Raw genomic sequence first — 21,246 nt, forward strand, 5'->3', positions numbered from 1 at the left:
ATCGCCGATGGTAGTGTGGGGTTTCCCCATGCGAGAGTAGGTCATCGTCAAGCGCCTATTGCAAACCCCCGAGCCAGCCATGGCTCGGGGGTTTTCTTTTTCAGCCGACCGAACAATTTTCATGGGCTATTCGGCAGATGCTCCTCGGGTGACAGCCATGCATTTATAGGTTGTTACCTTGAAGCCGCGTACTAGATCGCATTGTGAGCAGTATGCTAATTGTTATAGTTGCTTAGCTTTGGTGAGGTCTTATTTTGCGTAAAAACAAGGCTCTTTGATGGGCTGTGGAGCTATGCTATCTGCAAGCAAAGTGCGGCTTCGATGGCTAATAATTAAGAGAAATTAAATGCGGGAGGCGTAATAAATTCATGGTCAATGCTATGTCTCTCACTTTGGTGCGTGATGAACTGTTCGCCACCATTGAGGAGGCTGAGCAGAGGCTCGAGCAATTTATAGTCGAGCGCCACAACGGCAGTCTTTTGCAGCGGGTCGTCGACAACCTACAGCAGGTGCGCGGTATTCTCAGTCTGATAGAGTTGGCGGGGGCCGAATTGCTTGCTCTCGAAGTACTACAGCAGACAATAGATATACCTGTAGGTGTTGGGCAGAATCAGGATGGTCAACTAGCAGCTTTGAGCAATGCGCTGCATATACTGCGCCGATATCTCGAGAGCGTTGATGTGTGTCACCAAGGCCTGCCGGAGTTATTGTTGCCGGCGGTCAATGAGTTGCGCCAGGCTGCGGGTTTCGCCCCATTGCCCGAAAGCCAATTCTTCAGCATTCACCTCGATGTGGGTCGCCCAGTCTGTAACTCTATAAAGGGTCAAGAGATTCAGGCTGATGAAGTGGCACGATTGAGGCATATGTATCAAATCGGCTTGCTTGGTTTTATTCGTGAGCAAGGCGTACCCGCCAGCATAGGTCTTATGGTTCGTGCAATGTCACGATTGGATAGGATCTTCGCCGGTCAACCCCAAGGGCGTCTTTTTTGGGTCTGTGCTGCGGCACTTGAGGCCCAGTTGGATGGCCGGCTATCAGCACGTAAGTCGCGAAAGTACTTGTTTGCTCGCGTCGAGCGTGAGCTTAAACAGTCCTTGGCTTGCTCCAATTATGAGGCTCCTCAGAGCATGCTGAGAGAGCTGCTTTATCTGGTGGCTTTAACGGAGAGCTGCGGTCCGCGCGTCAAGGAGTTACGAGAGGTTTTTGGGCTTCAGGCATTGCCATTTACTGATCGCTTCTTGGAGAAAGAATATCTGCGTCTGGCAGGTCCTGGCAGGGCAGTTATGCGCTCCTTATCTTCTGCTATTCGCGAGGAATTAGCTGGCATTAAAGATGCCATAGATTTCATTGCACGTGGTTACGGGCAGGAGGAACATCTGAGCGGTTTGCAGATTTCGTTGGGGAGGTTGGCGAAAACGCTCACGATGGTTGGTTTGATCTCGGCAGGTAACCTTTTACAGGGATTGTTGCCGACCTTGGTAGGCCAGACCCTGAAACAATCTCTCGATTCGCTATTTCTGGCCCGCTTGGCAGAGGCCTTATTGCATGTGGAGGGTGTGGTTGCTGGCCTTGAGTGTAGTGAGCGCTCCCTGCAACCCGAACAAGAGGCTGACTGCTTTGCTAGACATCAATTAACCGAGGCACGAATTGTTGTTTTGGATGAGGCCAAGGCCAGTCTTGCGCTTGCCAAGCGGGCTATTGTGGCCTATCTGGAGTCCCAAGGAGAAAGAATACACTTGGCCAACGTGCCAATCAGTCTGGATGCGGTGCGTGGAGGTCTCTGGTTTCTTGGTCTGGAGCGTGCTGCCTCTCTGATTGGTGCCTGTGCGGAATATATTCAGTCCCGAATGCTAGACGCTCAGCAAATACCTGCCGAACCCATGCTCGAGACCCTGGCCGATGCCTTGACCAGCCTAGAGTATTATTTGGAAGGTGGTGCGCCTGATGCCCAGCTTCATATCCTTGATCTTGCCAGTGACACGCTATGCGCCCTAACCAAGCCTGCACTGGCCTGATTTGTGTTGTCGTGTTTTTTTCATGATAATTTAAGCCAAGGGCATATAGTAAAGCCGATACAGACTAGCAGTCTGGCCCCTGTAATGCTGGATGGTTTGGTGCCAGTAAGCTAGCTTTCGAAGGAACGGGCATGAGGATCTCTTTAAATGATGAGCCCACGCTGGAATCGTGGAGTAAGTGCTGATCTTTCATCGGACGGAGTGGCATTGGCGCATTGTCGACAGCATTTCCTGCTTGGCTCGCAGGGAGTGCTCTTTCCCTACCGGTGGTTGAAGGGGCAAGACTTGTCGGTGCTAGCCGAGCATGTGCTCGGGAGTCTTGATGGCGAGCCGGTTCGTTTGCTCGCCTTGGATAGTCCAGCCGAGATTGCTGATTGCTCTTGGCAGACCCTACGTCAATTGATGCTTGAAAGTGACATTAAAATCTTTAAGTTGCTTGGCTATGCAGCACAGATTGGCACTTGGGCTCGGCAGCATCGTTTCTGTGGCAGTTGCGGAGAGAGGACGGTGCTGCTGTCAAAAGAGCGGGCGATGCATTGCCCGAGTTGCGAAGCGCATTATTATCCACAGTTGGCACCGAGCATGATCGTATTGGTTGCTCGTGATGATCAAATACTTTTAGCTCGTTCGCCGCGTTTTGCCACTGGCGTCTACAGCACCTTGGCTGGTTTCGTCGAGCCGGGTGAGACTGTTGAACAATGTGTCGTGCGAGAGGTGCGGGAAGAGGTTGGCATCGAGATTCGGAACCCAAGATATATCGCCAGCCAATCTTGGCCTTTTCCTCATTCGCTGATGCTGGGGTTTCATGCTGAATTCGCAGGAGGTGAGATCGTCCTTCAGCCCGAGGAGATAGAGGATGCTCGCTGGTTCGACTTGGCCGACTTGCCGACACTGCCATCGAGCTACTCGATTGCTCGTTATTTGATTGAGCTTTATCGGGCGCAGCGTCTTGGCATTCATGAGCCACTTTTACCAAGCTGAATAAACAAGGTGACCCCCGGTTAGCCGGGGGCTCTTAGAGTTTTGAGCGTGCGATACGGTCAACCGTTTTGTTGTCGTGAACAACTTGATCTAGCCAAGGGGCCAGACTCAGAACGGGAACAGTTCGCTCAGCTTCATTGCCAGCTTCACATCACCTTCGGCACGTAGCTTGCCGAACATGAAAGCCTGCATGCCGCCTATTTCACCGGTGGTAATGCCTTTGAAGGTCTTGCTGTCCATGAGCAGGGTGACATTGGGCTCGTCAGCATCACCGTGGTGAACCTCGCAGGTGCCATCCTTGACGACCAGATAATGATTGTCAGCATCCTTGATTGTGAACTGGAATATCAAGTCCAGGCCGGAGGCGGCACTGGGATCAAACCTGGATTTCATGGTTTCGATGATGTCGGCAACAGAAGTCATTTGTTGATCCTTTTGAGGTGGGGCTGTGTGCAGTTTGCAAAAGCTACGGAATATTACAGGTAGGTGATTAGTTCCGGCGTTTGCATCATTTCCAGATGCGCATGGCTGTTGAAAGACGTCAGTGTCACTACATTACCTTGGAATCTTAACTGGCTGAACGATGTATTGGCGATCTGCCAAGCGTATTCGAATGCTCTGTGGGCGGATATGCCTGCAATCAGGTGAAGCAGGGTAATGATGGGCCCACCGGACGTGAACACGGCAATCCGTGCCTGTGGCGGGGCATCGACCAGCAGGCGATTGAAGCCGTCTTGAACTCGCTCACGGAAACTGTTCCAGCTTTCCAGTGTTGCCTTCTCGTGCTTGCCGGAAATCCACTGTTCGATGGCTTGGCCGAACAGCCTTTGGAAACTGCTCGGTTGTGCGGCTGCCTGCTGCAGGGCTCGTTGCAGATCCTGATGGGCGGGAAACAGGTCTGGAAGATGGGTCTGGAGCACTGCGTCGATATTGATCTCATCGAAAGCGGGATCGGTTTCTATTGCCGGGGTTTTCATGCCGGCTAGGTGCAGTTGTTCCAGCGTTGCGCTGGCGGTGTGCTGTTGGCGCTTGAGCGAGCCACTGATGCAGCGATCGAAGCCGACCCCCAAGCGGCTCAGATGCGCGCCAAGTATTTCGGCCTGGCGTTTGCCCAAGGGCGAGAGCACGTCGTAATCCAAGGCACCGAACGAGGCTTGGCCATGTCGAATCAAATAGATGCTGCCCACGTCCCTATCCTTGTGGTTATTGTTTTTTCCCGAGGTTAGGAGGTCGGGTGGAAGACTGTCAATGCTTGGTCCTGCGGCGTCCATGGAGACTTTGCTTCCTTCTATTGTGCTGGTCGCAGCATAACCCTCTCGGTATGCTTGAAGGCTTCGACAGCGCTCGCGATCGGGTGTTTTATTTACGTATTGAATCAAGGGGATGGCTGTGGAGTTTCTTCTCGATTATGCCGGATTTCTGGCCAGGACTCTGACAGTGCTGGTGGCTATTCTGGTGATATTGGTCGCCATTGCAGCATTGCGCAGCAGGAGTCGCCACAAGGGCGATGGACATCTGGAAGCGCACAAGCTCAATGATTTCTACAAATCCCTGCGTGAAAGTCTGGAACAGGCGGTACTGGATAAAGACCGTCTGAAGGAGCAGCGCAAGGCCGAGGCCAAGGCCGAGAAGCGCAGACGCAAGGAGGGCAAGGAAAAGTCCAAGGTTTTCGTGCTGGATTTCGATGGGGACATTCGAGCCACCGCCACCGACAAGCTGCGTCATGAGGTGACTGCCCTGCTGAGCATGGCCAGTCCCCAGGATGAAGTCGTATTGCGTCTGGAAAGCGGTGGCGGCCTGGTGCACAGCTATGGCCTGGCTGCTTCGCAGTTGGTCCGTATCCGTCAGGCGGGGGTACCCTTGACCGTATGCGTCGACAAGGTGGCGGCCAGTGGCGGCTACATGATGGCCTGCATCGGCGAGCGGATTCTCTCCGCGCCCTTCGCCATTCTCGGCTCCATCGGTGTAGTGGCGCAGTTGCCCAACGTGCACCGATTGCTGAAAAAGCATGATATCGATTTCGAGGTGCTCACTGCTGGAGAGTACAAGCGCACCCTGACGGTATTCGGTGAGAACACCGAGAAAGGTCGGGAGAAGTTCCAAGAGGACCTGGAAACTACCCATGAACTGTTCAAGAACTTCGTTGCCCGCTACCGGCCGCAATTGTCCATCGACGAAATCGCTACCGGCGAGATCTGGCTCGGGCAGAGCGCACTGGAGAAGCGGCTGGTCGACGAGTTGATGACCAGTGACGAGTACCTGGCAGAGAAGGCCGGGAATGCGGAGCTGTTTCAACTGCACTATGCCGAGAAGAAGAGCCTGCCGGAGCGTTTTGGCTTGGGGGCTGCTCTGGCTGTGGACCGCATTCTCCTGAACTGGTGGGAGCGTTTGAATCAGAGTCGTTACCAATGATCGGAAAAAAGAAGCCCCGCCAAGCGGGGCTTCTTTTTGAGGAGCGGGCCGAGCCTCAGGCCTGACGGCGGCGAAACAGGGGGGCTTGGTCGGCGGCAGCCTGATAGCACACCGAGAAATCCTGCAGGCCCTGCAGGGCGTCGTGGGGATCGCGATCCGCGCGGATGGCGAAGGCGTCGAAGCCGCAGCGCTGCATGAAGAACAGTTGGTCGCGCAGCACGTCGCCGATGGCGCGGATCTCGCCCTGGTAGCCATAGCGCTCGCGCAGCAGGCGGGCGCTCGAATAATGGCGGCCGTCGGTGAAGCTGGGGAAGTTCAGAGCGATGACCTTGAAGTTGCCAAGCTCTTCGGCGATTTCCTCCACTTCCTCGTCGCTGTCCAGCCACACGCCCAAGCCGCCGTCGCGGACTTTCAGGGCGTGGGCATGTTCGCGCCACAGGGCCAGGGGGACGATCAGATCGTCGGAGTTGGACAGGCCATCAAGCGTGGCGTCCTTGTCCAGCAGGTGCCAGGTTTCGTCGATCACCTGGCCGTTTTTAATGATTCGCTGCATAAACGCGCTCCTTGAACGGTTCGATGCCGATGCGGCGGAAGGTATCGATGAAACGCTCGTCCTCGACGCGCTTTTCCACATAGACGGTGACGATCTTTTCGATCACCTCGGCCATTTCTTCCTGGGCGAAGGACGGGCCGAGAATCTGTCCCAGGCTGGCGTCGCGGCTGGCGCTGCCGCCGAGGGACACTTGGTAGAACTCCGCGCCCTTCTTGTCCACACCGAGGATGCCGATGTGACCGACGTGGTGGTGGCCGCAGGCGTTCATGCAGCCGGAGATGTTCAGGTCGAGCTCGCCGATGTCGAACAGGTAGTCGAGATCGTCGAAGCGGCGCTGGATGGCCTCGGCGATCGGAATCGACTTGGCGTTGGCCAGGGAACAGTAGTCGCCGCCCGGGCAGCAGATGATGTCGGTCAGCAGGCCGACGTTCGGGGTGGCGAAGCCCAGCTCGCGCAGCTCGCCCCACAGCTCGAACAGGCGGGCCTGCTCGACGTCGGCAAGAATGATGTTCTGCTCGTGGGAGTTGCGCACCTCGCCGAAGCTGTAGCGGTCGGCCAGCTCGGCGAGGGCGTCCAGCTGCTTGTCGGTGATGTCGCCCGGGGCGGTGCCGGTGGGTTTCAGCGACAGGGTCACGGCAGCATAGCCCGGCTTCTTGTGGGCGACCACGTTGCGCGCGCGCCAGCGGGCGAAGCCCGGGTGTTCGGCGTCGAGACGGGCGAGGGTGGCGTCCTGGTCCTCGAGGGCCTGATAGGCCGGATCGACGAAGCAGCGGCTGATGCGCTCGACTTCCGCCTCGGTGAGGGTGCTCGGGCCGTCCTTGAGATGGGCCCATTCCGCATTGACCCGCTCGGCGAACACCTCGGGCGTCAGCGCCTTGACCAGGATCTTGATGCGCGCCTTGAACTTGTTGTCACGGCGGCCATAGCGGTTGTAGACCCGTAGCACGGCGTCCAGGTAGGTGAGCAGGTGCTGCCAGGGCAGGAACTCGTTGATGAAGCTGCCGACGATCGGCGTCCGGCCCAGGCCGCCGCCCACCGAGACGCGGAAGCCCAGCTCGCCGGTGCCGTTGCGCACGGCCTCCAGGCCGATGTCGTGCACTTCGATGGCGGCGCGATCGCTCACGGCACCGTTGACGGCAATCTTGAACTTGCGCGGCAGGAAGGCGAATTCCGGATGGAAGGTGGACCACTGGCGGATGATCTCGCACCAGGGGCGCGGATCCACCAGCTCGTCGTGGGCCACCCCGGCGAACTGGTCGGTGGTGGTGTTGCGGATGCAGTTGCCGCTGGTCTGGATCGCATGCATCTGCGCCGTCGCCAGCTCGGCGAGGATCTCCGGGACATCCTCCAGCTCCGGCCAGTTGAACTGCACGTTCTGCCGGGTACTGATGTGGGCATAGCCCTTGTCGTAGTCGCGGGCGATCTGGGCCAGCTTGCGCAGTTGGCGGGAGGACAGCAGTCCGTAGGGTACGGCCACGCGCAGCATGGGAGCATAGCGCTGGACGTACAGGCCGTTCTGCAGGCGCAGCGGACGGAATTCCTCTTCGCTCAGCTCGCCGGCCAGGTAGCGGCGGGTCTGGTCGCGGAACTGGCGGACCCGGTCCTCGATGATGTGTTGATCGTACTGGTCATATACGTACATGAAGTGTCCTGTCGGTCAGGCTGCTTACTGCTTTTTCTGCGCGCACGGCCGCGCACCGCATTTCGGAGAGCGGGTCACGATAGCAGTTCAGGATTATACGTAAAAGTAATGTTTTTCTATAACACTAGAGTTTTTTGTTATTGAGCGGTGTACGGAAGTACTCCGAAGTGCAAGTCCGCTCCGAACTGGCTTCTGTGATGAGGAAAGGAAGGGGCTCGGTTCAGGCCTGGGCCAGATGCAGGATCAGCTTGACCACGCCGACCAGGACCAGCACGAACAGGACGGTGAAGCCCACCCCCAGCAGGATGAAATGGCTGGGCTTGCCCTGGGAGAAGTCCCGCGTCCGGTTCTTGCCGCTCTGCACGCCTAGGGCGGCGGCCAGCACGCTGTGCAGCATCTGCCGGAACGTCAGGGGCTTGTCGTCGTCGCGGTCGTCGTCCATGGGGGCTTCGCCTCAGAGTTGCGGGCGCTGGTAGCCGCCCGGTACGCCGTTCTTCGACAGCACATACTGCCAGAGCTGGAGATTGCGGGCGCGGAAGGCTCCGGCGCAGGAGAGCAGATAGTAGCGCCACATGCGCCGGAACCTTTCTCCCAGCGTGCTGGCGAAGCGCGGCCAGGCCGCCTCGAAGTTGGCGTGCCAGGCCATCAGGGTCCTATCGTAGTCCGCGCCGAAACTGTGCAGGTCCTCGAGGATGAACAGGCCATCCAGTCCATCGCCGATCTGTCCCAGGGAGGGCAGGTCGCCGTTGGGAAAGATGTAGCGGTCGATCCAAGGGTCCGACGTCGAGTGGCGCTGGTTCTTGCCGATGGTGTGCAGGAGGAACAGGCCGTCGTCGGCCAGGCAGCGCGCGGCGACCTCGAAGAAGTGGCGGTGGTTCTTGCGACCGACATGCTCGAACATGCCGATGCTGACGATGCGGTCGAAGCGGCCCTGGATCTCGCGGTAGTCCTGCAGGCGGAACTCCACGGGCAGGCCGGCGTAGCGCTCCCGGGCCCAGGCCTGCTGTTCCCGGGAAACCGTCACCCCGACGCAATGCACGCCATGCCGCTCCGCCGCGTAGCCCATGAAGCTGCCCCAGCCGCAGCCGATGTCCAGCACCCGCATGCCGCGCTCCAGGCCGAGCTTGCGGCAAATCAACTCCAGTTTGCCCTCCTGGGCTTCGGCCAGGCTGCTGGCGCTTCGCCAATAACCGCAGGTGTAGGTCATGCGCGGGTCGAGCATGGCCGCGTAGAAGTCGTTGCCGAGATCGTAATGGGCCTCGCCGACCTGCCAGGCGCGTCGGCGGCTCTGCAGGTTGAGCAGGCGCGCTCGCAACGCATGAAAGATCAGTCGTGCCGGTTTCACTTGCTGGTCGATGCCGGCGCACAGCAGGCGAAAGAAGAATTCGTCCAGCCGCTCCGCCTCCCAGGCGCCCTCCATGTAGGCTTCGCCCAGCCCCAGATTGCCTTGGGCGAAGACCCGCTCCGGCACTCCGCCAGCCTTGAGCTGCATGTCCCAGGGACGGTTGCCGCCGATGCGGATGTCTGCCCGTTGCAGAAGCTCGACCATCAGGCGATGCAGGCCGGAGTCCTGCGAAAGATAGCTGGACCCGGCGTTGAACGTGAATTCTCGGCTCATGGTTGTTCCATCCTGACCTGGCTCTACCGGATCGGTCTCCGGGATGACACTTCGGAATCTGCCGGCGGCCTGTCGAAACAACGCGCCCAAGCAAAGTCAGATTAGGCAGGGAGTGGCACGACGGCCAATAATCCGGGGCAGGGCCGTCGGAAAACCGTCGGCGAACCGGCCGTCAGCCCGAGGCATTGCGCTTGCCCGGCCGTCACGCGCCGCGTAAGGTGGCGCCCCTGCCGGCCCCTGGCCGGCGACATGGAGAGCGCGGTGCCCGGATCAAGGTCCGGGGTAAATGGGAAGTCAGTCCAGGCTGACGCTGCCCCCGCAACGGTAGGGCCGTTTCACGGCCGAGCCCGACACCAGCCCGTTCTCCCGATGCAGGCCGCGGTGGGCGGCCGTGCGGTCGCCAGCCCCGATTGTTCCGGTGTCTTTCCGCCGGCGCTGCGTCCGTTTCGCGTGCCCGCTGCCTTCGACCCGGGACTGGGCATGACCTCTCTTTTTCTCCGCCGCTTCGGCTTGGCCCTGCTGCTCGGGCTGCTCGCGCCCTGGGCGTCCGCGGCACAGCTCAACGCCATCGTTTCCCGCTACAGCGCCGCCGAGTTCGCCGGCGCCGTCGCGCAGTTCCAGCAGCACAATCCGCACTGGCAGATCAGCGCACGCACCCCGGAGCAGCTCGCCGAGCTCGACGAGCCGGCGTTGCGCGCCTGGCTGGGCGAAGGCCGGGCGCTGCTCGGCGTCGGCCTGTTCGGTGCCGAGGTGGAGCGCCTGGGGCCGATGCTCGGCCAGGTCGCGCCGGCGGACAGCTTTCTGATGCACAGTGAGCATGCCCTGGTGCAGCTCAGCCGCAGCCGTGGGCGCCCGCTGTTCGCCTCGCGCGAGGCGGTCGAGACCCTCGGCCGGCTGCGTCCGCAGGGCGAGCTGGCCGGCTGGATCGCCCGCCGGCAGGCTGAACATCCGCGCCAGGCCGAATGGATCGCCGCGCGCAGCTACTGGCAGGCCGGCGGCATCGACAACATCGCTGCTCTGCTGGCCTGGCTGGCGGCCCGCCATGACCCGGATGTGAAGGTCCCGGCCGTGCAGGCGCGCCCGTCGCTGCGCTTCCACCAGCAGGGTGCGCTGCGTGCCGAGGCCGAACTGCAGTTTGCCGGCGACGGCCTGGTGGCGCTGATCGACCACGGCCGCGCCGATCGCGCCGGCGATCGCGAGCTGAACGACGCCCTCTGCCAGCGCCTGGAAAGCAGTGGTCTGGCCTGCGCCAGCCTGTTCGCCGACTGGGGGCCGGGCTCGCTGGAGGCGGTACGCTGGCTGAAGGAGGGACGCCACCCGCCGCTCGCCGCCATCGTCGTGCTGCAGGACTTCGTGGTCGGCGGCGGCGAAGGCCGCGAGGAGGTCACCGGGCTGTTCGAGCAGTTGAACGTGCCGGTGCTCAAGGGCCTGCGTCTGGAGGATCGCGACGAGACCGGCTGGCAGCTGTCCGGCGACGGTCTGGCGCGCGACAAGGTGCACTACCAGCTGGCCATGCCCGAACTGCAGGGCAGCAGTCAGGCCACGGTGCTGGCGGCCTGGCACGAGCGCCAGGAGGATCCGCGGTCGGGCATCCGTTTCGGCGTCGCCGCGCCGCTGCCGGCACAGCTCGACGCCTTCGCCGCGCGCATCCAGCGCTGGCGCGCGCTGCAGCAGAAGGCCAATGCGGACAAGCGCCTGGCCATCGTCTATTACAACCACCCGCCGGGCCGGCACAACATCGGCGCGGACAACCTCGACGTGCCGCAGTCGCTGTTCGAGATCCTCACCCGGCTCAAGGCCGAAGGTTACGACACCGGTCCGCTGCCCGAGTCGCCGGCGGCGCTGCTCGACCTGCTGCAGGAGCGCGGCGTCAACCTGCCGGAGCAGGGCGACGCCCTGGCGGCCATGGCGGACAAGGTGCAGACCCTGAGCGGCGAGGACTACCGCCGCTGGTTCGCAACCCTGCCGGCGGCACTGCAGGCGGAGATGGTCCAGGGACCGCTGGGCTACTGGCACGCCCAGCTGCGCCGTGCCCTGGACAGCGGCCGCAGCGAGATCGCCCGCGGTCTCTATGAGAACGGCTCCGGCGAACTGCACCACGTGCTGGATGGCGTGGTGCACCCGGCGCGCTCGCGCGCCCTGGACCTGCTGACCCAGCTCGAAACCCTCTACCGCGCCGCCCTGGAGGCGCCGGGGCAGGCCGACTGGGCGCAGGCCGAGTCGCTGGTGCAGGCGCTCGCAGCCACCGGCATCGAGGGTCTGCGTGGCTGGGGCGAAGCGCCGGGACGGGTGATGGTGCAGGGCGAGCGCCTGCTGCTGCCGGGCATCCGTTTTGGCAAGGTGTTCGTCGGCCCGCAGCCGCCGCGCGGCTGGGAGATCGACCAGGAACTGTTGCATGCCAATCTGGTGTTCCCGCCGCCGCACCAGTACCTGGCCTTCTACCACTGGTTGCGCGACGGCTTCCGCGCCGATGCGCTGATCCACCTCGGCCGGCATTCCACCTACGAATTCCTGCCGCGCCGGCGCGCCGGGCTGAGCGACGAGGACTACCCGATGCAGGTGGTCGGCGATCTGCCGAGCATCTACCCCTACATCGTCGACGGCGTCGGCGAAGGCATCCAGGCCAAGCGCCGCGGCCTGGCGGTGATGATCGACCACCTGACCCCGCCGCTGGTGGCCACCCCGCTCTACGACGACCTGCTGCGCCTGCGCCAGCTGATCGAGAGCTTCGAGGCTGGCAGCGGGCAGGTGGACGGCCCGGCGCGGCGCGCGACCATCGCCGAGATCCGCCGGCTGATCGGCAGCTCCGGGCTGGAGCCGGAGCTGCGCCAATCGATGGCCGAGCCGCTGGCGGCGCGCGGCATCGCTTTCGAGCAGGCCGACGACGACCTCCTGGTGCACGAGCTCGGCCACTACCTGACCGCCATTCAGGAGCGCTTCATGCCCATGGGCCTGCACGTGTTCGGCAAGCCCTGGCAGCCGGAGGCGGTGGATACCCTGATCAGGTCCATGGGCGAGGGGGGCGAGGCCTTCCGCCCGGTGCTGGTCGACTCGCCGCGGGCCGAGATGGCGGCATTGCTGAATGCGCTGGACGGCCGCTTCGTCGCCCCCGGCAAGGGCAACGACCCGATCCGCACCCCCGAGGCGCTGCCGACCGGGCGCAACTTCCACGCCCTCGACAGCAGCCTGCTGCCCAGCCGCATCGGCTGGCGCATCGGCAGCGAGATGGCCGCCAAGGCGCGGGCCCGGCCGTTGCCGGCGGACGGTCGCGAGGCGGTGATCCTCTGGGCCTCGGACACGGTGCGCGACGAGGGCGCGATGATCGCCTTCGGCCTCGACCTGCTCGGCGTCGAGCCGCAATGGAACAGCCGCGGCATCGTCGAGGGCATCCGCCTGCGCGAACTGGCGCCGGGCGAGCAGCGCCGCGACCTGCTGTTCACCACCTCCGGGCTGTTCCGCGACCTCTACGCCGACCAGCTGGCCCTGCTCGAGCGCGCCGTGCTGCTGGCCCTGAACGCCTCCGCCGAGCGCATCCGCCGCGACTACCCGGCCCTGCGCCCGGCGCTGGCCGAGGCGCTGGCGCCCTTGCAGGGCATGGGCGAGGGCGGCAGCGAGAGCCTGGACGACAACCGGGTGGCGGCGCACTGGGTCGAGGATGCCGCCGGGCGCCTCAAGACCGGCCTGTCTGCCGGCGAGGCCGGACGGCTGGCCGCGCTGCGCCTGCTCGGCGTGGCGCCCGGCGCCTACGGGGCCGGCATCAACCGTTTGGTGGAGCGCTCCGGCAGCTGGCAGGAGCGCGGCGAGCTGGCTCGCGCCTACGTCACCCGCATGGGCCACGCCTACGGCCTCGCCCAGCAGGGCGAGGCGGCGCAGGCGGCCTTCGCCGACAACCTCAAGCAGGTGCGGCGCACCTACCTGGGCCGCTCCAGCAACCTCTACGGGCTGATGGACAACAACGACGCCTTCGACTACCTCGGCGGCCTGAGCCTGGCGGTCGAGCAGCTTTCCGGGCAGGTGCCGGAGAACTTCGTCGCCTGGCACAACGATCCGGCCCAGGTGCGCCTGCAGCCGCTGGCGCAGGCGCTGTTGGCCGAGCTGCGCGGGCGCTTCCTCAACCCGGCCTGGATCGAGGCGCTGATGCGCCACGACTACGCCGGTGCGCGGACCATGGGCAGCGAGTTCCTCGAGTACCTCTGGGGCTGGCAGGTGACCAACCCGGAGATCATCGGCGACAGCGCCTGGGCGGAGGTCAAGGCGGTGTACCTCGACGACCGCTACCAGATCGGCCTGGCCGACTTCCTGGAGCAGGGGCAGAACGTGCATGTGAAGAGCAATATGCTGGCGCTGATGCTGGTGGCGATCCACAAGGGCTTCTGGCAGGCCGACGAGGCCACCGTCCAGCAGCTCGGCGAGCAGTTCGCCCGTCTGGTCGGCGCCCACGGCCTGCCGGGCAGCGGCCATACCCGCCCCGACCATCCGATGCTGCAGTGGCTGCTGCCGCAACTGCCGGCCGAACTGCGCGCCGGCCTCGAGCGGCGCCTGCAGGCCGCTCAGCGGCCGGCATCCGAAGCCCCGTCGCCGAGCACGCTCAGCGAGCTGCAGCCGGCGACGCAGGACGAGGCGTCCGGACAGGACGTGCAGGCGAAGGCCGATGCGGGAGAAGGCGCGGCCCAGGCGGCGGACGAGCGCCTCTGGCTGGCGCTGGCGGGCCTGGTGCTGCTGCTCGGCCTGGGGATCTGGCGCGGGCGCGGCCCGCGCATTGCGAAAGGAGTGTGAGGATGCTGGACAGTGCGATCTTCGCCTGGATTCACCACCTGGTCGGCTGGCTGCTGGAGCCGGTGACCGTGGCCATGCTGGTGCTGCTGGCGCTGGCGGTCTGGGACGTCGGCGTGGCCTGCGGCGAGCGCTTCGGCGGCCTGGCGCGCTGGCGCCGCTTGCCGGCGCCCGAGGTCGAGCGGCGCGCCCGGCGGCGCCTGGAGCGCTCCGACCTGATCGCCCGGCTGGGGCCGATCCTCGGCCTGATGGGTACCCTGATCCCGCTCGGCCCGGGCCTGGCGGCGCTCGGCGACGGCGACCTCAAGGTGCTCGGCGTGGCCATGCGGGTGGCCTTCGACGCCACCGTCATGGGCCTGCTCGGCGGCATGGCCGGCTTCGTCCTCGGCCGCCTGCGCCGGCGCTGGTATGACGAACTCCTGGACGCCATGGAGCGCGAGACAGAGGGCGCACGATGAGCCGCTGGCGATCGAGCCGTTTCGACGAAGTGGACACCGACCCGCTCGGCTCGGTGGCCAATCTGGTCGACCTGATGCTGGTGTTCGCCTGCGGCCTGCTGGTGGCCCTGGCGGCGCGCACCGACCTGCTGGCCCAGCTCAAGGCCGAGCGCCAGCCGGTGGCCGTGGAGCGCGGCCGCGAGCTGCCGCGCCTGCCGGACAGCCTCGACGGTGCCGCCGGTCAGGGCCTGGAGAGCGTCGGCCAGGTCTACCGCGACCCGCAGACCGGCAAGCTGATCCTGATCGGCAAGTGAGTCACCAGGGGCGATAGTGCATCGACCAGCCCAGGCGCAGGCGCTGCCCGGGCTCCAGCAGTCGGAGTCCCGGCCGTCCCGGCAGGTGGTGGGCGTTGACCGGGTGGCTGACCGGCTCGAAGCAGAAGAACTCCCGCCCCTGCGGGGTGTAGAGCAGGAACAGCCCGGCGCCCTCGGCCCGGCACTCCAGCGCGTAGCCGGCATCCGCCTGGAGGATGCGGCAGCGCCCGTCCCAGCCGTCGAAGGCATGGTCGACCGTCGCCTGCGGCAGGGCGCTCGGCTCGCTGAAGTCCCAGTCCGCCGGCAGGTCGATGCAGCGCTCGGGCAGCCGGCGGCCGTCCTCGTGCCAGACGCCGCTCGCCAGCGCCTGCAGCCGGGTGGCCGCCGTGCGCGGCAGATAGGGGTGCAGGCCGAGGCCGTACCAGGCCGGCGTATCGCCCAGATGGCGAACTTCCAGCTCCAGGTCGAGACGGCCCTCGTCGAGGCCGATGCGCTGCTCGGCGCGGTAGGGAAACGGGCTGAGGCTGTCCAGCACCAGACAGGCGTGGCGGGCGTCGTGCTCGGCCAGCGTCCAGGGCTGTTGCCAGGCGCTGCCGTGGATCGGACAGGGCTCGCCCGGACTGTTGGGCGCCAGCGCCAGCCAGCCGTCGGGGTTGGCGAAGCCGCCCCGGTCGATGCGGTTCGACCAGGGCACCAGCGGATAGCAGGCCAGCCGGCGCGGGCTGCCGCTGGCGAGGTCGTCGGCCGACGCCGGGCGCAGCAGGGGCCGGCCGGAATCCAGCACATCCCAGCCGGCCAGGCTGCCGCCGATCTCCGGGGCCAGGGCCAGGCGGGTCAGGCGGTCTTGCAGAATCAACATGGGAGCCTCCGAGAGCGTAAACATGAAAATACCCGGCGGGGCGGGACAGGCCCCTCTCGGCCATGCTCGCGCCGGCCGACACGAAGAAGGGGATCGCCGGCAGGGAGAACTTGTCCACGTTGCCGGCGATAGTTCTCCTGCACATCGCCATGCAGGCTACCGAAGTGTGGGGGATGGGCAGTCCGGAGCGGAGCAAATTCAGGAAAACTTCAATTCAGGTGCCTGGAACATGACAACGCCTTGCCGAAATGATCGGATACTGCATTTGTATTTATTTGGCGACCGCCAGAAATATAAGTCCCCCGGCTTTACCGGGGGACACTTGCTCTATTTCGCTTGCATTTTTTCCAACGGCACAGGTTTCAGCTTCGGAGTCAGTGTATGGATGGCAAGAAGCGCTAGCAGATAAGTCGTTCCGGCCACGATGAAGATGGGCTGGTAAGACTTGAATGCCTCCAAGATGTAGCCGTTGTAGGTCGACATCAACATTCCACCGATGGCTCCGGCAGTACCCCCTATGCCGATAATGGAGGCTACTGCCTCTTTTGGAAAAAGGTCCGACGGCAAGGTCATCAAGTTGGCCGACCAGGCCTGGTGTGCAGCCGCGGCGCAGCCGATGATCAGGACGGCAAGCCACACATTCGATACGAACTGGGCGGTGATGATCGGTACGACCATGAAGGCGCAGACGAGCATGGTGGTTTTTCGTGCCGCGTTCGCGGAGCGGCCGGCTTTCATTTGTCTTGATGAGCCCCAGCCACCAATGATCGAGCCGGCGTCCGCCAAGATGTAGATGGCGATCAGTGCCGGGCCAAAGGTTTTCAGATCGAGGCCGTAGGTCTTGCCGAGAAAATCCGGGAGCCAGAACAGATACAGCCACCAGATCGGATCGGTCAGGAATTTCCCCAGGGCGTAGGCCCAGGTCTCCTTGAACGTCAGGAGCTTGAGCCAGGATACCTTCACCGAAGCGCCGGCTTCCGAGGGTATTGATAGGGCGTCATCGGAGCGGATATGCGCGAGTTCCGCAGCACCGACTTTCGAATGTTCGTGCGGGCGGCGATAGACCAGTAGCCAGGCGACCAACCACAGGGACGTGACTACTCCGATGGAGATGAATGCCGCCCGCCAGCCCCAGGCCAATGTGATGGCTGGAATAAGCAGTGGCGTGATGATGGGCCCCATCGCGGTACCGGCATTGAAAATGCCCGTAGCCTGGGCGCGTTCCTTTTGCGGGAACCATTCTGAAACGGCTTTCAGGCTGGCCGGAAAACTGCCGGACTCGCCGAAGCCCAGGGTGAAGCGTGCTATGGCGAATTGCACGACCGTGTGGACGAGGCCATGACCGATGGTGGCGATTGTCCAGATGGTAAAGGCAATTGCATAGCCGACACGCACACCAAGCCGGTCGATGATTCGCCCGAAAGTTAGAAAGCCGATTGCATAGGCGCACTGAAACCAGAAAACGATGGAGGCATAATCGGTTTCGGTCCACTTCAGATCGGCCTGCAAGGTAGGCTTGAGGATGCCTATCATTTGGCGATCGATATAATTGATACCAATGCCAATGAACAGAAGTGCGCAAATAACCCATCGATATTTGCCGATCAAGGTTGTTTGGGGTGGAGCAATCTGAGCTGTCATCGCTTTGTCCCAGTTGTTTTTGTTGTATTGCCGGTATGAGGACTTGCAGAAAAAGAGTTCGCCCTCTTTTCTGCGCATGCCCATCCGGGCCGCCGAAATGCGGGGATTGCAGTTCGGAGCAGTACGAGTTCAGGAAGCTTTCCGATCGGTTACTTAGTCGGGCGGGCTCGCGGGATAGCCGGGCAGGTGGAAGGCGAGCGGGAGAGCGAGCAATGGCTTGTTGCGTTTGCCGATCATGAAGCGAGTCTCCTGATTGTTTTTGTTGGAGCGGTTGCGGATCTGCCAGGGCCGGTTCAGCCCCGGAACACGGGTTCCTCCAGGCCGCGAACGCCCGGGCGCAGGGCGAACACCCCGCCGGCCAGGGGCTGGTCGGCGAGGTCGACGCCCTGCGGGCGGATCGAGGTGACGAACAGGGTGTCGAGGCCGGAGCCGCCGAAGGCGCACATCGCCGGCTTCTTCACCGGCACGGCCAGCGAGCGGTCGAGGCGGCCGTCGGGGGTGAAGCGGTGGACCAGACCGGCGTCGTTGGCGCAGATCCAGTAGCCGCCGTCTTCGTCCACCGCCGCGCCGTCGGGACGGCCGGGATGGCGCTGCATGTCGACGAACAGCCGGCGGTTGTGCGGGACGCCGTCGTCCGGGTCGTAATCGAAGGCCCAGATGGCCTGTACCGAGGGGTGCGAGTCGGACAGGTACATCGTCCGCCCGTCGGGGCTGAAACCCAGGCCGTTGGGAACGACGAGGTCGTCCAGCCAGGGCAGCAGCGGCACGCCGCCGGCATCGCCGACGAAGCGGTAGAGCATGCCGGCACGGTGCCCGGCGGCCATGTCCTTGTGCATGCTGCCGACCCAGAAGCGGCCCTGGCGGTCGCAGCGGCCGTCGTTGCAGCGCATCCCGGGCAGAGCGTGACGGATGTCGGCCAGACGGGTGGCGGCGAGGCGGCCATCGGCGCCGGGCTGCAGGTGGAACAGGCCGCTCTCCAGGCCGGCCAGCCAGCCGCCCGCCGGGTGACGGGCGATGCAGGCGAGCATCTCGCCGGCTTCCCAGCTCTGCGTGGCGTTGTCCGCCGGGCGCCAGCGGTGCAGGCGGCGGGCGGGGATGTCGACCCAGTAGAGGGCCTGTTCGGCCACGCTCCACACCGGGCTTTCGCCGGTGCCGTTGCGGGCGTCGAGAACGAGTTCGGCGTGCATGGCGGCGCTGTCTCTTGTCGTTATGGGCGCGTGTGCGGATCGGTCAGTCGTCGAAGGGGCCGGCGGCAGTGAAGGCGCCGCCCTGGTAGACCGCCACCGGGTCGTCCGTCGCCGGAGCCGGCTGGGCCTCGACCCTGGCGCGGAAGATTTCCGAGCTGTCCTGCGGTTCGTAGCCCAGGTGCGCGGCCAGGCGGTTGTCCCACCACTGGTCGCGGTTGTTCGAGGCGCCGTAGACGATGGTGTGGCCGACGTTCGGGGTGAACAGCGCGTGGCCGATGAGGTCGGTGAGGTCGCGATAGCTCAGCCAGGTGCTGAGCATGCGGCGATTCTGCGCCTCGTCGAAGGAGGAGCCGATGCGGATGCTCACCGTCTCGATGCCGTAGCGGTCGAAGTAGAAGCTGGCCATGTCCTCGCCGTAGGCCTTGGACAGGCCGTAGTAGCCGTCGGGACGGTGGACGACGCTGGCGTCGAGCTTCTCGCTCTGCTTGTAGAAGCCGATGACATGGTTGGAGCTGGCAAACACCACGCGGCGGATGCCGTGCCGGCGGGCGGCTTCGTAGATATTGAAGGTGCCGCGGATATTGGCCTCGAGAATCTCCTCGAAGCGCCGTTCCACCGAGATGCCGCCGAAGTGGACGATGGCGTTCACGCCCTCGGTCAGGGCGTGGACCGCGGCCTTGTCCGCCAGGTCGCAGGTGACCACTTCCTCATGGTCGCCGGCAGCCGGCGCCATCGGGCTGATGTCGGACAGACGCAGGATGCGTGCGTAGGGACGCAGGCTTTCCCGCAGGATCTTCCCGAGGTTGCCGGCCGCGCCGGTGAGCAGGAGACGATCGAGGACGGGGCTGGATGCTGGATGGGGCATGGCTGGAACCGCTCGGATTGTTGTTTTTGAAATTTGTCATACGTCGTCGTATGACGTGGATCGATTATCGGCAGGGCAGGACGCCGTTGTCAACGCTGCGTGGCGGGCGCTGCTATCGAATGCGCTGGCTGATGGGCTGCTTTGATTGTTGTGCGCAAGCCAGTCCGCTTCGGTTGGGCAGCATTGAACCGGGATCGCTGGCAGGTTTTGCGCGATTGTCGTCGTCTGCCCCGGAAAAGGGCGCCTGGGGCAAGGCCTTGTGAATGGTGTCGTATGATGACGTGGCTTGCGCCGGTCTGCCGCCCGTCCGTGAATCCGCGGTTTCGCGGATCCTGGGCGGGGGAGGGATGCAGCCAGCCTGTCAGACAAGCCGGCCGCGAGAGTTCAGGGGCTGGTGGTGAACTTCACATCGGAGGGCGAAGGGAAGGGCAGGGTCTGGGTGATCCTGCCCGCCTGGCCGGTGGCCGGGTCGCGCTCCATGACCACGATCGCGTTGCTGTTCTGGTTGGCGACGAGGATGAAGCGGCCGCTCGGATCGAAGGTGAATTCGCGCGGTTCCTCGCCTTCCACCGAGTGATGCGAGACGAGACTGAGGTCCCCGTTGTCCGGGTCGATCCTGAAGACCACCAGCTGGTTGGCGGTGCCGCGGTTGGTCGCGTACAGGAAGCGGCCGTCCGGCGAGACGTGCAGGGCGGCGGCCTTGTTCTGGCCCTTGAAGTCCTCGGCAGCCAGCGGGACGGTCCGCCTGAGCGTGAGCTTGCCGTCGGCATGGTCGAAGACGGCGATCGTCCCCTGCATCTCCAGGGTCACGTAGGCCTGCTTGCCGCTCGGGCTGAACACCAGGTGGCGCGGTCCCGAACCTTCGGGCAGCTGGACGAAGGGCTGCTCCTTGCTGGCGCTGAGCGGATGCTCCGGGTGGGCCGCCGGATCGTAGCGATAGATGTAGATCTTGTCGGCGCCGAGGTCCTGGGCGAACACATAGCGCCCATCGGGCGATTCGACCGCCGAATGCACGTGGGGCGACTGCTGACGTTCGGGATGGACCTGGCTGGCGCGGTGGGTCTTGACCTGGCTGACCGGCTGCAGCCGGCCCTCACCGTCCACCGGGATCACCACCAGGGTGCCGCCCGGATCGGCCGCCACTGAGTAGTTGGAGACGAACAGGTGCGTGCCGTCGGCGCTGACGCTGAGGTGCGCCGGTTCGGTGCCGAGCGACTTCACATCGTTGATCTTTTCCAGGGTGCCCTTGGCCGGGTCGACGCGGAACGAAGTGACGCGGCCGATGATGTCGCGCTGGCCCAGACCGTTTTCATTGACTGCGAACAGATATTTGCGATCGGGAGAGAAGGCCAGCCAGCTGGGATTTTCCGTCTTCACCACCTGCAGCGGCTCGCTGGAAATGGTCCCGTGCTGGCTGTCGAAGCTGTGCACGTAGATTCCCTCGCTGGGGCCGGCCGTATAGCTGCCGATCCACAGCGGATAGGTCTGCGCCGCCGCCATGCCGGCGAAGGGGAGGGCTGCAAGCATGCAAAGTGCAGCGGCCCGCTGCGATGTTGTTTTTGTCATCTGGGGAGTTCGCCTTCAAAGACTTGTTGTTGTGATCGGGGCGTGCGGTGGGCGCCGCCTGGATCGGCAGCGGCACCGCGTGCAAGGACGGGAGATGCGCTCAAGGTCGCCCCGTCCTGAATGGCATGGCCCCGGACATGCCATCCGTGTCTCCATGAAGCTGTAGCACTTCCGGCGAGGCGGAGCCTCAGGCCGGCTCGATCAGCGGCTGGCCGGTCATTTCCTTCGGCTGCGGCAGGCCGAGCAGCTTCAGCATCGTCGGCGCCACGTCGGCCAGTACGCCGCCATCGCGGATGCGCAGCGGGCGCTGGCCGACATAGATGAACGGCACCGGCTCGCAGGTGTGCGCGGTGTGCGCCTGGCCGGTGCTCTCGTCCTCCATC

At 63.8% G+C, this 21,246-nt stretch carries 18 protein-coding genes, 1 pseudogene and 1 riboswitch; of the genes and pseudogenes, 7 read left to right on the plus strand and 12 right to left on the minus strand.

Going from position 1 to position 21,246, the window contains the following annotated elements; genetic code table 11:
- The first annotated feature begins 380 nt into the window (after positions 1-380).
- A complete protein-coding gene (locus tag EV691_RS21035) occupies positions 381-2,015 on the plus strand; it encodes a FimL-related protein (RefSeq protein ID WP_423220372.1) in 1,635 nt (544 codons plus the stop codon).
- 150 nt (positions 2,016-2,165) lie between these two features.
- Positions 2,166-2,996, plus strand: a complete 831-nt coding sequence (nudC, locus tag EV691_RS21040) for an NAD(+) diphosphatase (RefSeq protein ID WP_242672615.1) — start codon at positions 2,166-2,168, stop codon at positions 2,994-2,996.
- Positions 2,997-3,104: 108 nt separating this feature from the next.
- Here the strand turns inward: nudC and EV691_RS21045 are convergent, their stop codons facing one another.
- Positions 3,105-3,419: an SCP2 sterol-binding domain-containing protein gene (locus EV691_RS21045; protein WP_039804396.1), complete on the minus strand. Its 315-nt coding sequence runs from the start codon at positions 3,417-3,419 to the stop codon at positions 3,105-3,107.
- Positions 3,420-3,472: 53 nt separating this feature from the next.
- Positions 3,473-4,183 carry a histidine phosphatase family protein gene (locus tag EV691_RS21050; RefSeq protein WP_207390258.1) on the minus strand — a complete coding sequence of 237 codons (711 nt, stop codon included), beginning with the start codon at positions 4,181-4,183 and terminating at the stop codon, positions 3,473-3,475.
- A 202-nt stretch (positions 4,184-4,385) separates the two neighbouring features.
- Between EV691_RS21050 and sohB the strand changes: the two genes are divergently transcribed.
- Positions 4,386-5,408 (plus strand): protease SohB, encoded by a 1,023-nt coding sequence (gene sohB / locus EV691_RS21055; RefSeq protein WP_207390257.1) that lies wholly within the window; start codon positions 4,386-4,388, stop codon positions 5,406-5,408.
- A gap of 55 nt (positions 5,409-5,463) precedes the next feature.
- Here the strand turns inward: sohB and EV691_RS21060 are convergent, their stop codons facing one another.
- The 4 genes from EV691_RS21060 to cfa form a co-directional block, all read right to left on the minus strand.
- The gene (locus EV691_RS21060; protein ID WP_089168046.1) at positions 5,464-5,961 is read right to left on the minus strand and encodes a DUF934 domain-containing protein; all 498 of its coding nucleotides are present in this window, start codon (positions 5,959-5,961) and stop codon (positions 5,464-5,466) included.
- On the minus strand, positions 5,945-7,603 hold the full coding sequence (locus EV691_RS21065; RefSeq protein WP_131300568.1) for a nitrite/sulfite reductase: 1,659 nt from the start codon (positions 7,601-7,603) through the stop codon (positions 5,945-5,947). The genes EV691_RS21060 and EV691_RS21065 overlap by 17 nt, the downstream gene beginning before the upstream one ends.
- A gap of 220 nt (positions 7,604-7,823) precedes the next feature.
- On the minus strand, positions 7,824-8,045 hold the full coding sequence (locus EV691_RS21070; protein ID WP_089168048.1) for a DUF2970 domain-containing protein: 222 nt from the start codon (positions 8,043-8,045) through the stop codon (positions 7,824-7,826).
- A 12-nt stretch (positions 8,046-8,057) separates the two neighbouring features.
- Positions 8,058-9,221 (minus strand): cyclopropane fatty acyl phospholipid synthase, encoded by a 1,164-nt coding sequence (cfa, locus tag EV691_RS21075; RefSeq protein WP_131300566.1) that lies wholly within the window; start codon positions 9,219-9,221, stop codon positions 8,058-8,060.
- A gap of 242 nt (positions 9,222-9,463) precedes the next feature.
- A riboswitch (cobalamin riboswitch) is annotated at positions 9,464-9,596 on the plus strand.
- A 105-nt stretch (positions 9,597-9,701) separates the two neighbouring features.
- Here cfa and EV691_RS21080 point away from each other — a divergent pair.
- The 3 genes from EV691_RS21080 to EV691_RS21090 are packed head-to-tail and all read left to right on the plus strand — an operon-like array spanning position 9,702 to position 14,745.
- Complete coding sequence (locus EV691_RS21080; RefSeq protein ID WP_242672614.1) at positions 9,702-13,997, plus strand: cobaltochelatase subunit CobN; 4,296 nt, start codon at positions 9,702-9,704, stop codon at positions 13,995-13,997.
- A gap of 2 nt (positions 13,998-13,999) precedes the next feature.
- Complete coding sequence (locus EV691_RS21085; protein ID WP_131300565.1) at positions 14,000-14,452, plus strand: MotA/TolQ/ExbB proton channel family protein; 453 nt, start codon at positions 14,000-14,002, stop codon at positions 14,450-14,452.
- Entirely contained in the window at positions 14,449-14,745 is a 297-nt protein-coding gene (locus tag EV691_RS21090) for a DUF2149 domain-containing protein (RefSeq protein ID WP_039804382.1), read from the plus strand. The genes EV691_RS21085 and EV691_RS21090 overlap by 4 nt, the downstream gene beginning before the upstream one ends.
- 1 nt (position 14,746) lies before the next feature.
- On the opposite strand, the gene EV691_RS21095 is transcribed toward EV691_RS21090, so the two are convergent.
- From EV691_RS21095 to EV691_RS21110, 4 genes are all read right to left on the minus strand, one after another.
- Positions 14,747-15,604, minus strand: a complete 858-nt coding sequence (locus tag EV691_RS21095; RefSeq protein ID WP_242672613.1) for an aldose 1-epimerase — start codon at positions 15,602-15,604, stop codon at positions 14,747-14,749.
- Positions 15,605-15,931: 327 nt separating this feature from the next.
- Entirely contained in the window at positions 15,932-17,323 is a 1,392-nt protein-coding gene (locus EV691_RS21100) for an MFS transporter (RefSeq protein WP_242672611.1), read from the minus strand.
- 215 nt (positions 17,324-17,538) lie between these two features.
- Complete coding sequence (locus EV691_RS21105; protein WP_131300561.1) at positions 17,539-18,432, minus strand: SMP-30/gluconolactonase/LRE family protein; 894 nt, start codon at positions 18,430-18,432, stop codon at positions 17,539-17,541.
- A 43-nt stretch (positions 18,433-18,475) separates the two neighbouring features.
- A complete protein-coding gene (locus EV691_RS21110; protein ID WP_131300559.1) occupies positions 18,476-19,297 on the minus strand; it encodes an NAD-dependent epimerase/dehydratase family protein in 822 nt (273 codons plus the stop codon).
- On the opposite strand from EV691_RS21110, the gene EV691_RS21115 reads away from it, so the two are divergent.
- Positions 19,282-19,560: a hypothetical protein gene (locus tag EV691_RS21115; RefSeq protein WP_131300557.1), complete on the plus strand. Its 279-nt coding sequence runs from the start codon at positions 19,282-19,284 to the stop codon at positions 19,558-19,560. The genes EV691_RS21110 and EV691_RS21115 overlap by 16 nt on opposite strands.
- 121 nt (positions 19,561-19,681) lie before the next feature.
- Here the strand turns inward: EV691_RS21115 and EV691_RS21120 are convergent, their stop codons facing one another.
- Together EV691_RS21120 and EV691_RS21125 are read right to left on the minus strand one after the other, a co-directional pair.
- On the minus strand, positions 19,682-20,824 hold the full coding sequence (locus tag EV691_RS21120) for a lactonase family protein (protein WP_242672610.1): 1,143 nt from the start codon (positions 20,822-20,824) through the stop codon (positions 19,682-19,684).
- A gap of 226 nt (positions 20,825-21,050) precedes the next feature.
- Positions 21,051-21,246 (minus strand): annotated as a pseudogene (locus EV691_RS21125) (2,3-bisphosphoglycerate-independent phosphoglycerate mutase); the annotation flags it as partial.

It is taken from the genome of Azotobacter chroococcum, from assembly GCF_004339665.1.
Lineage (GTDB): Bacteria > Pseudomonadota > Gammaproteobacteria > Pseudomonadales > Pseudomonadaceae > Azotobacter > Azotobacter chroococcum.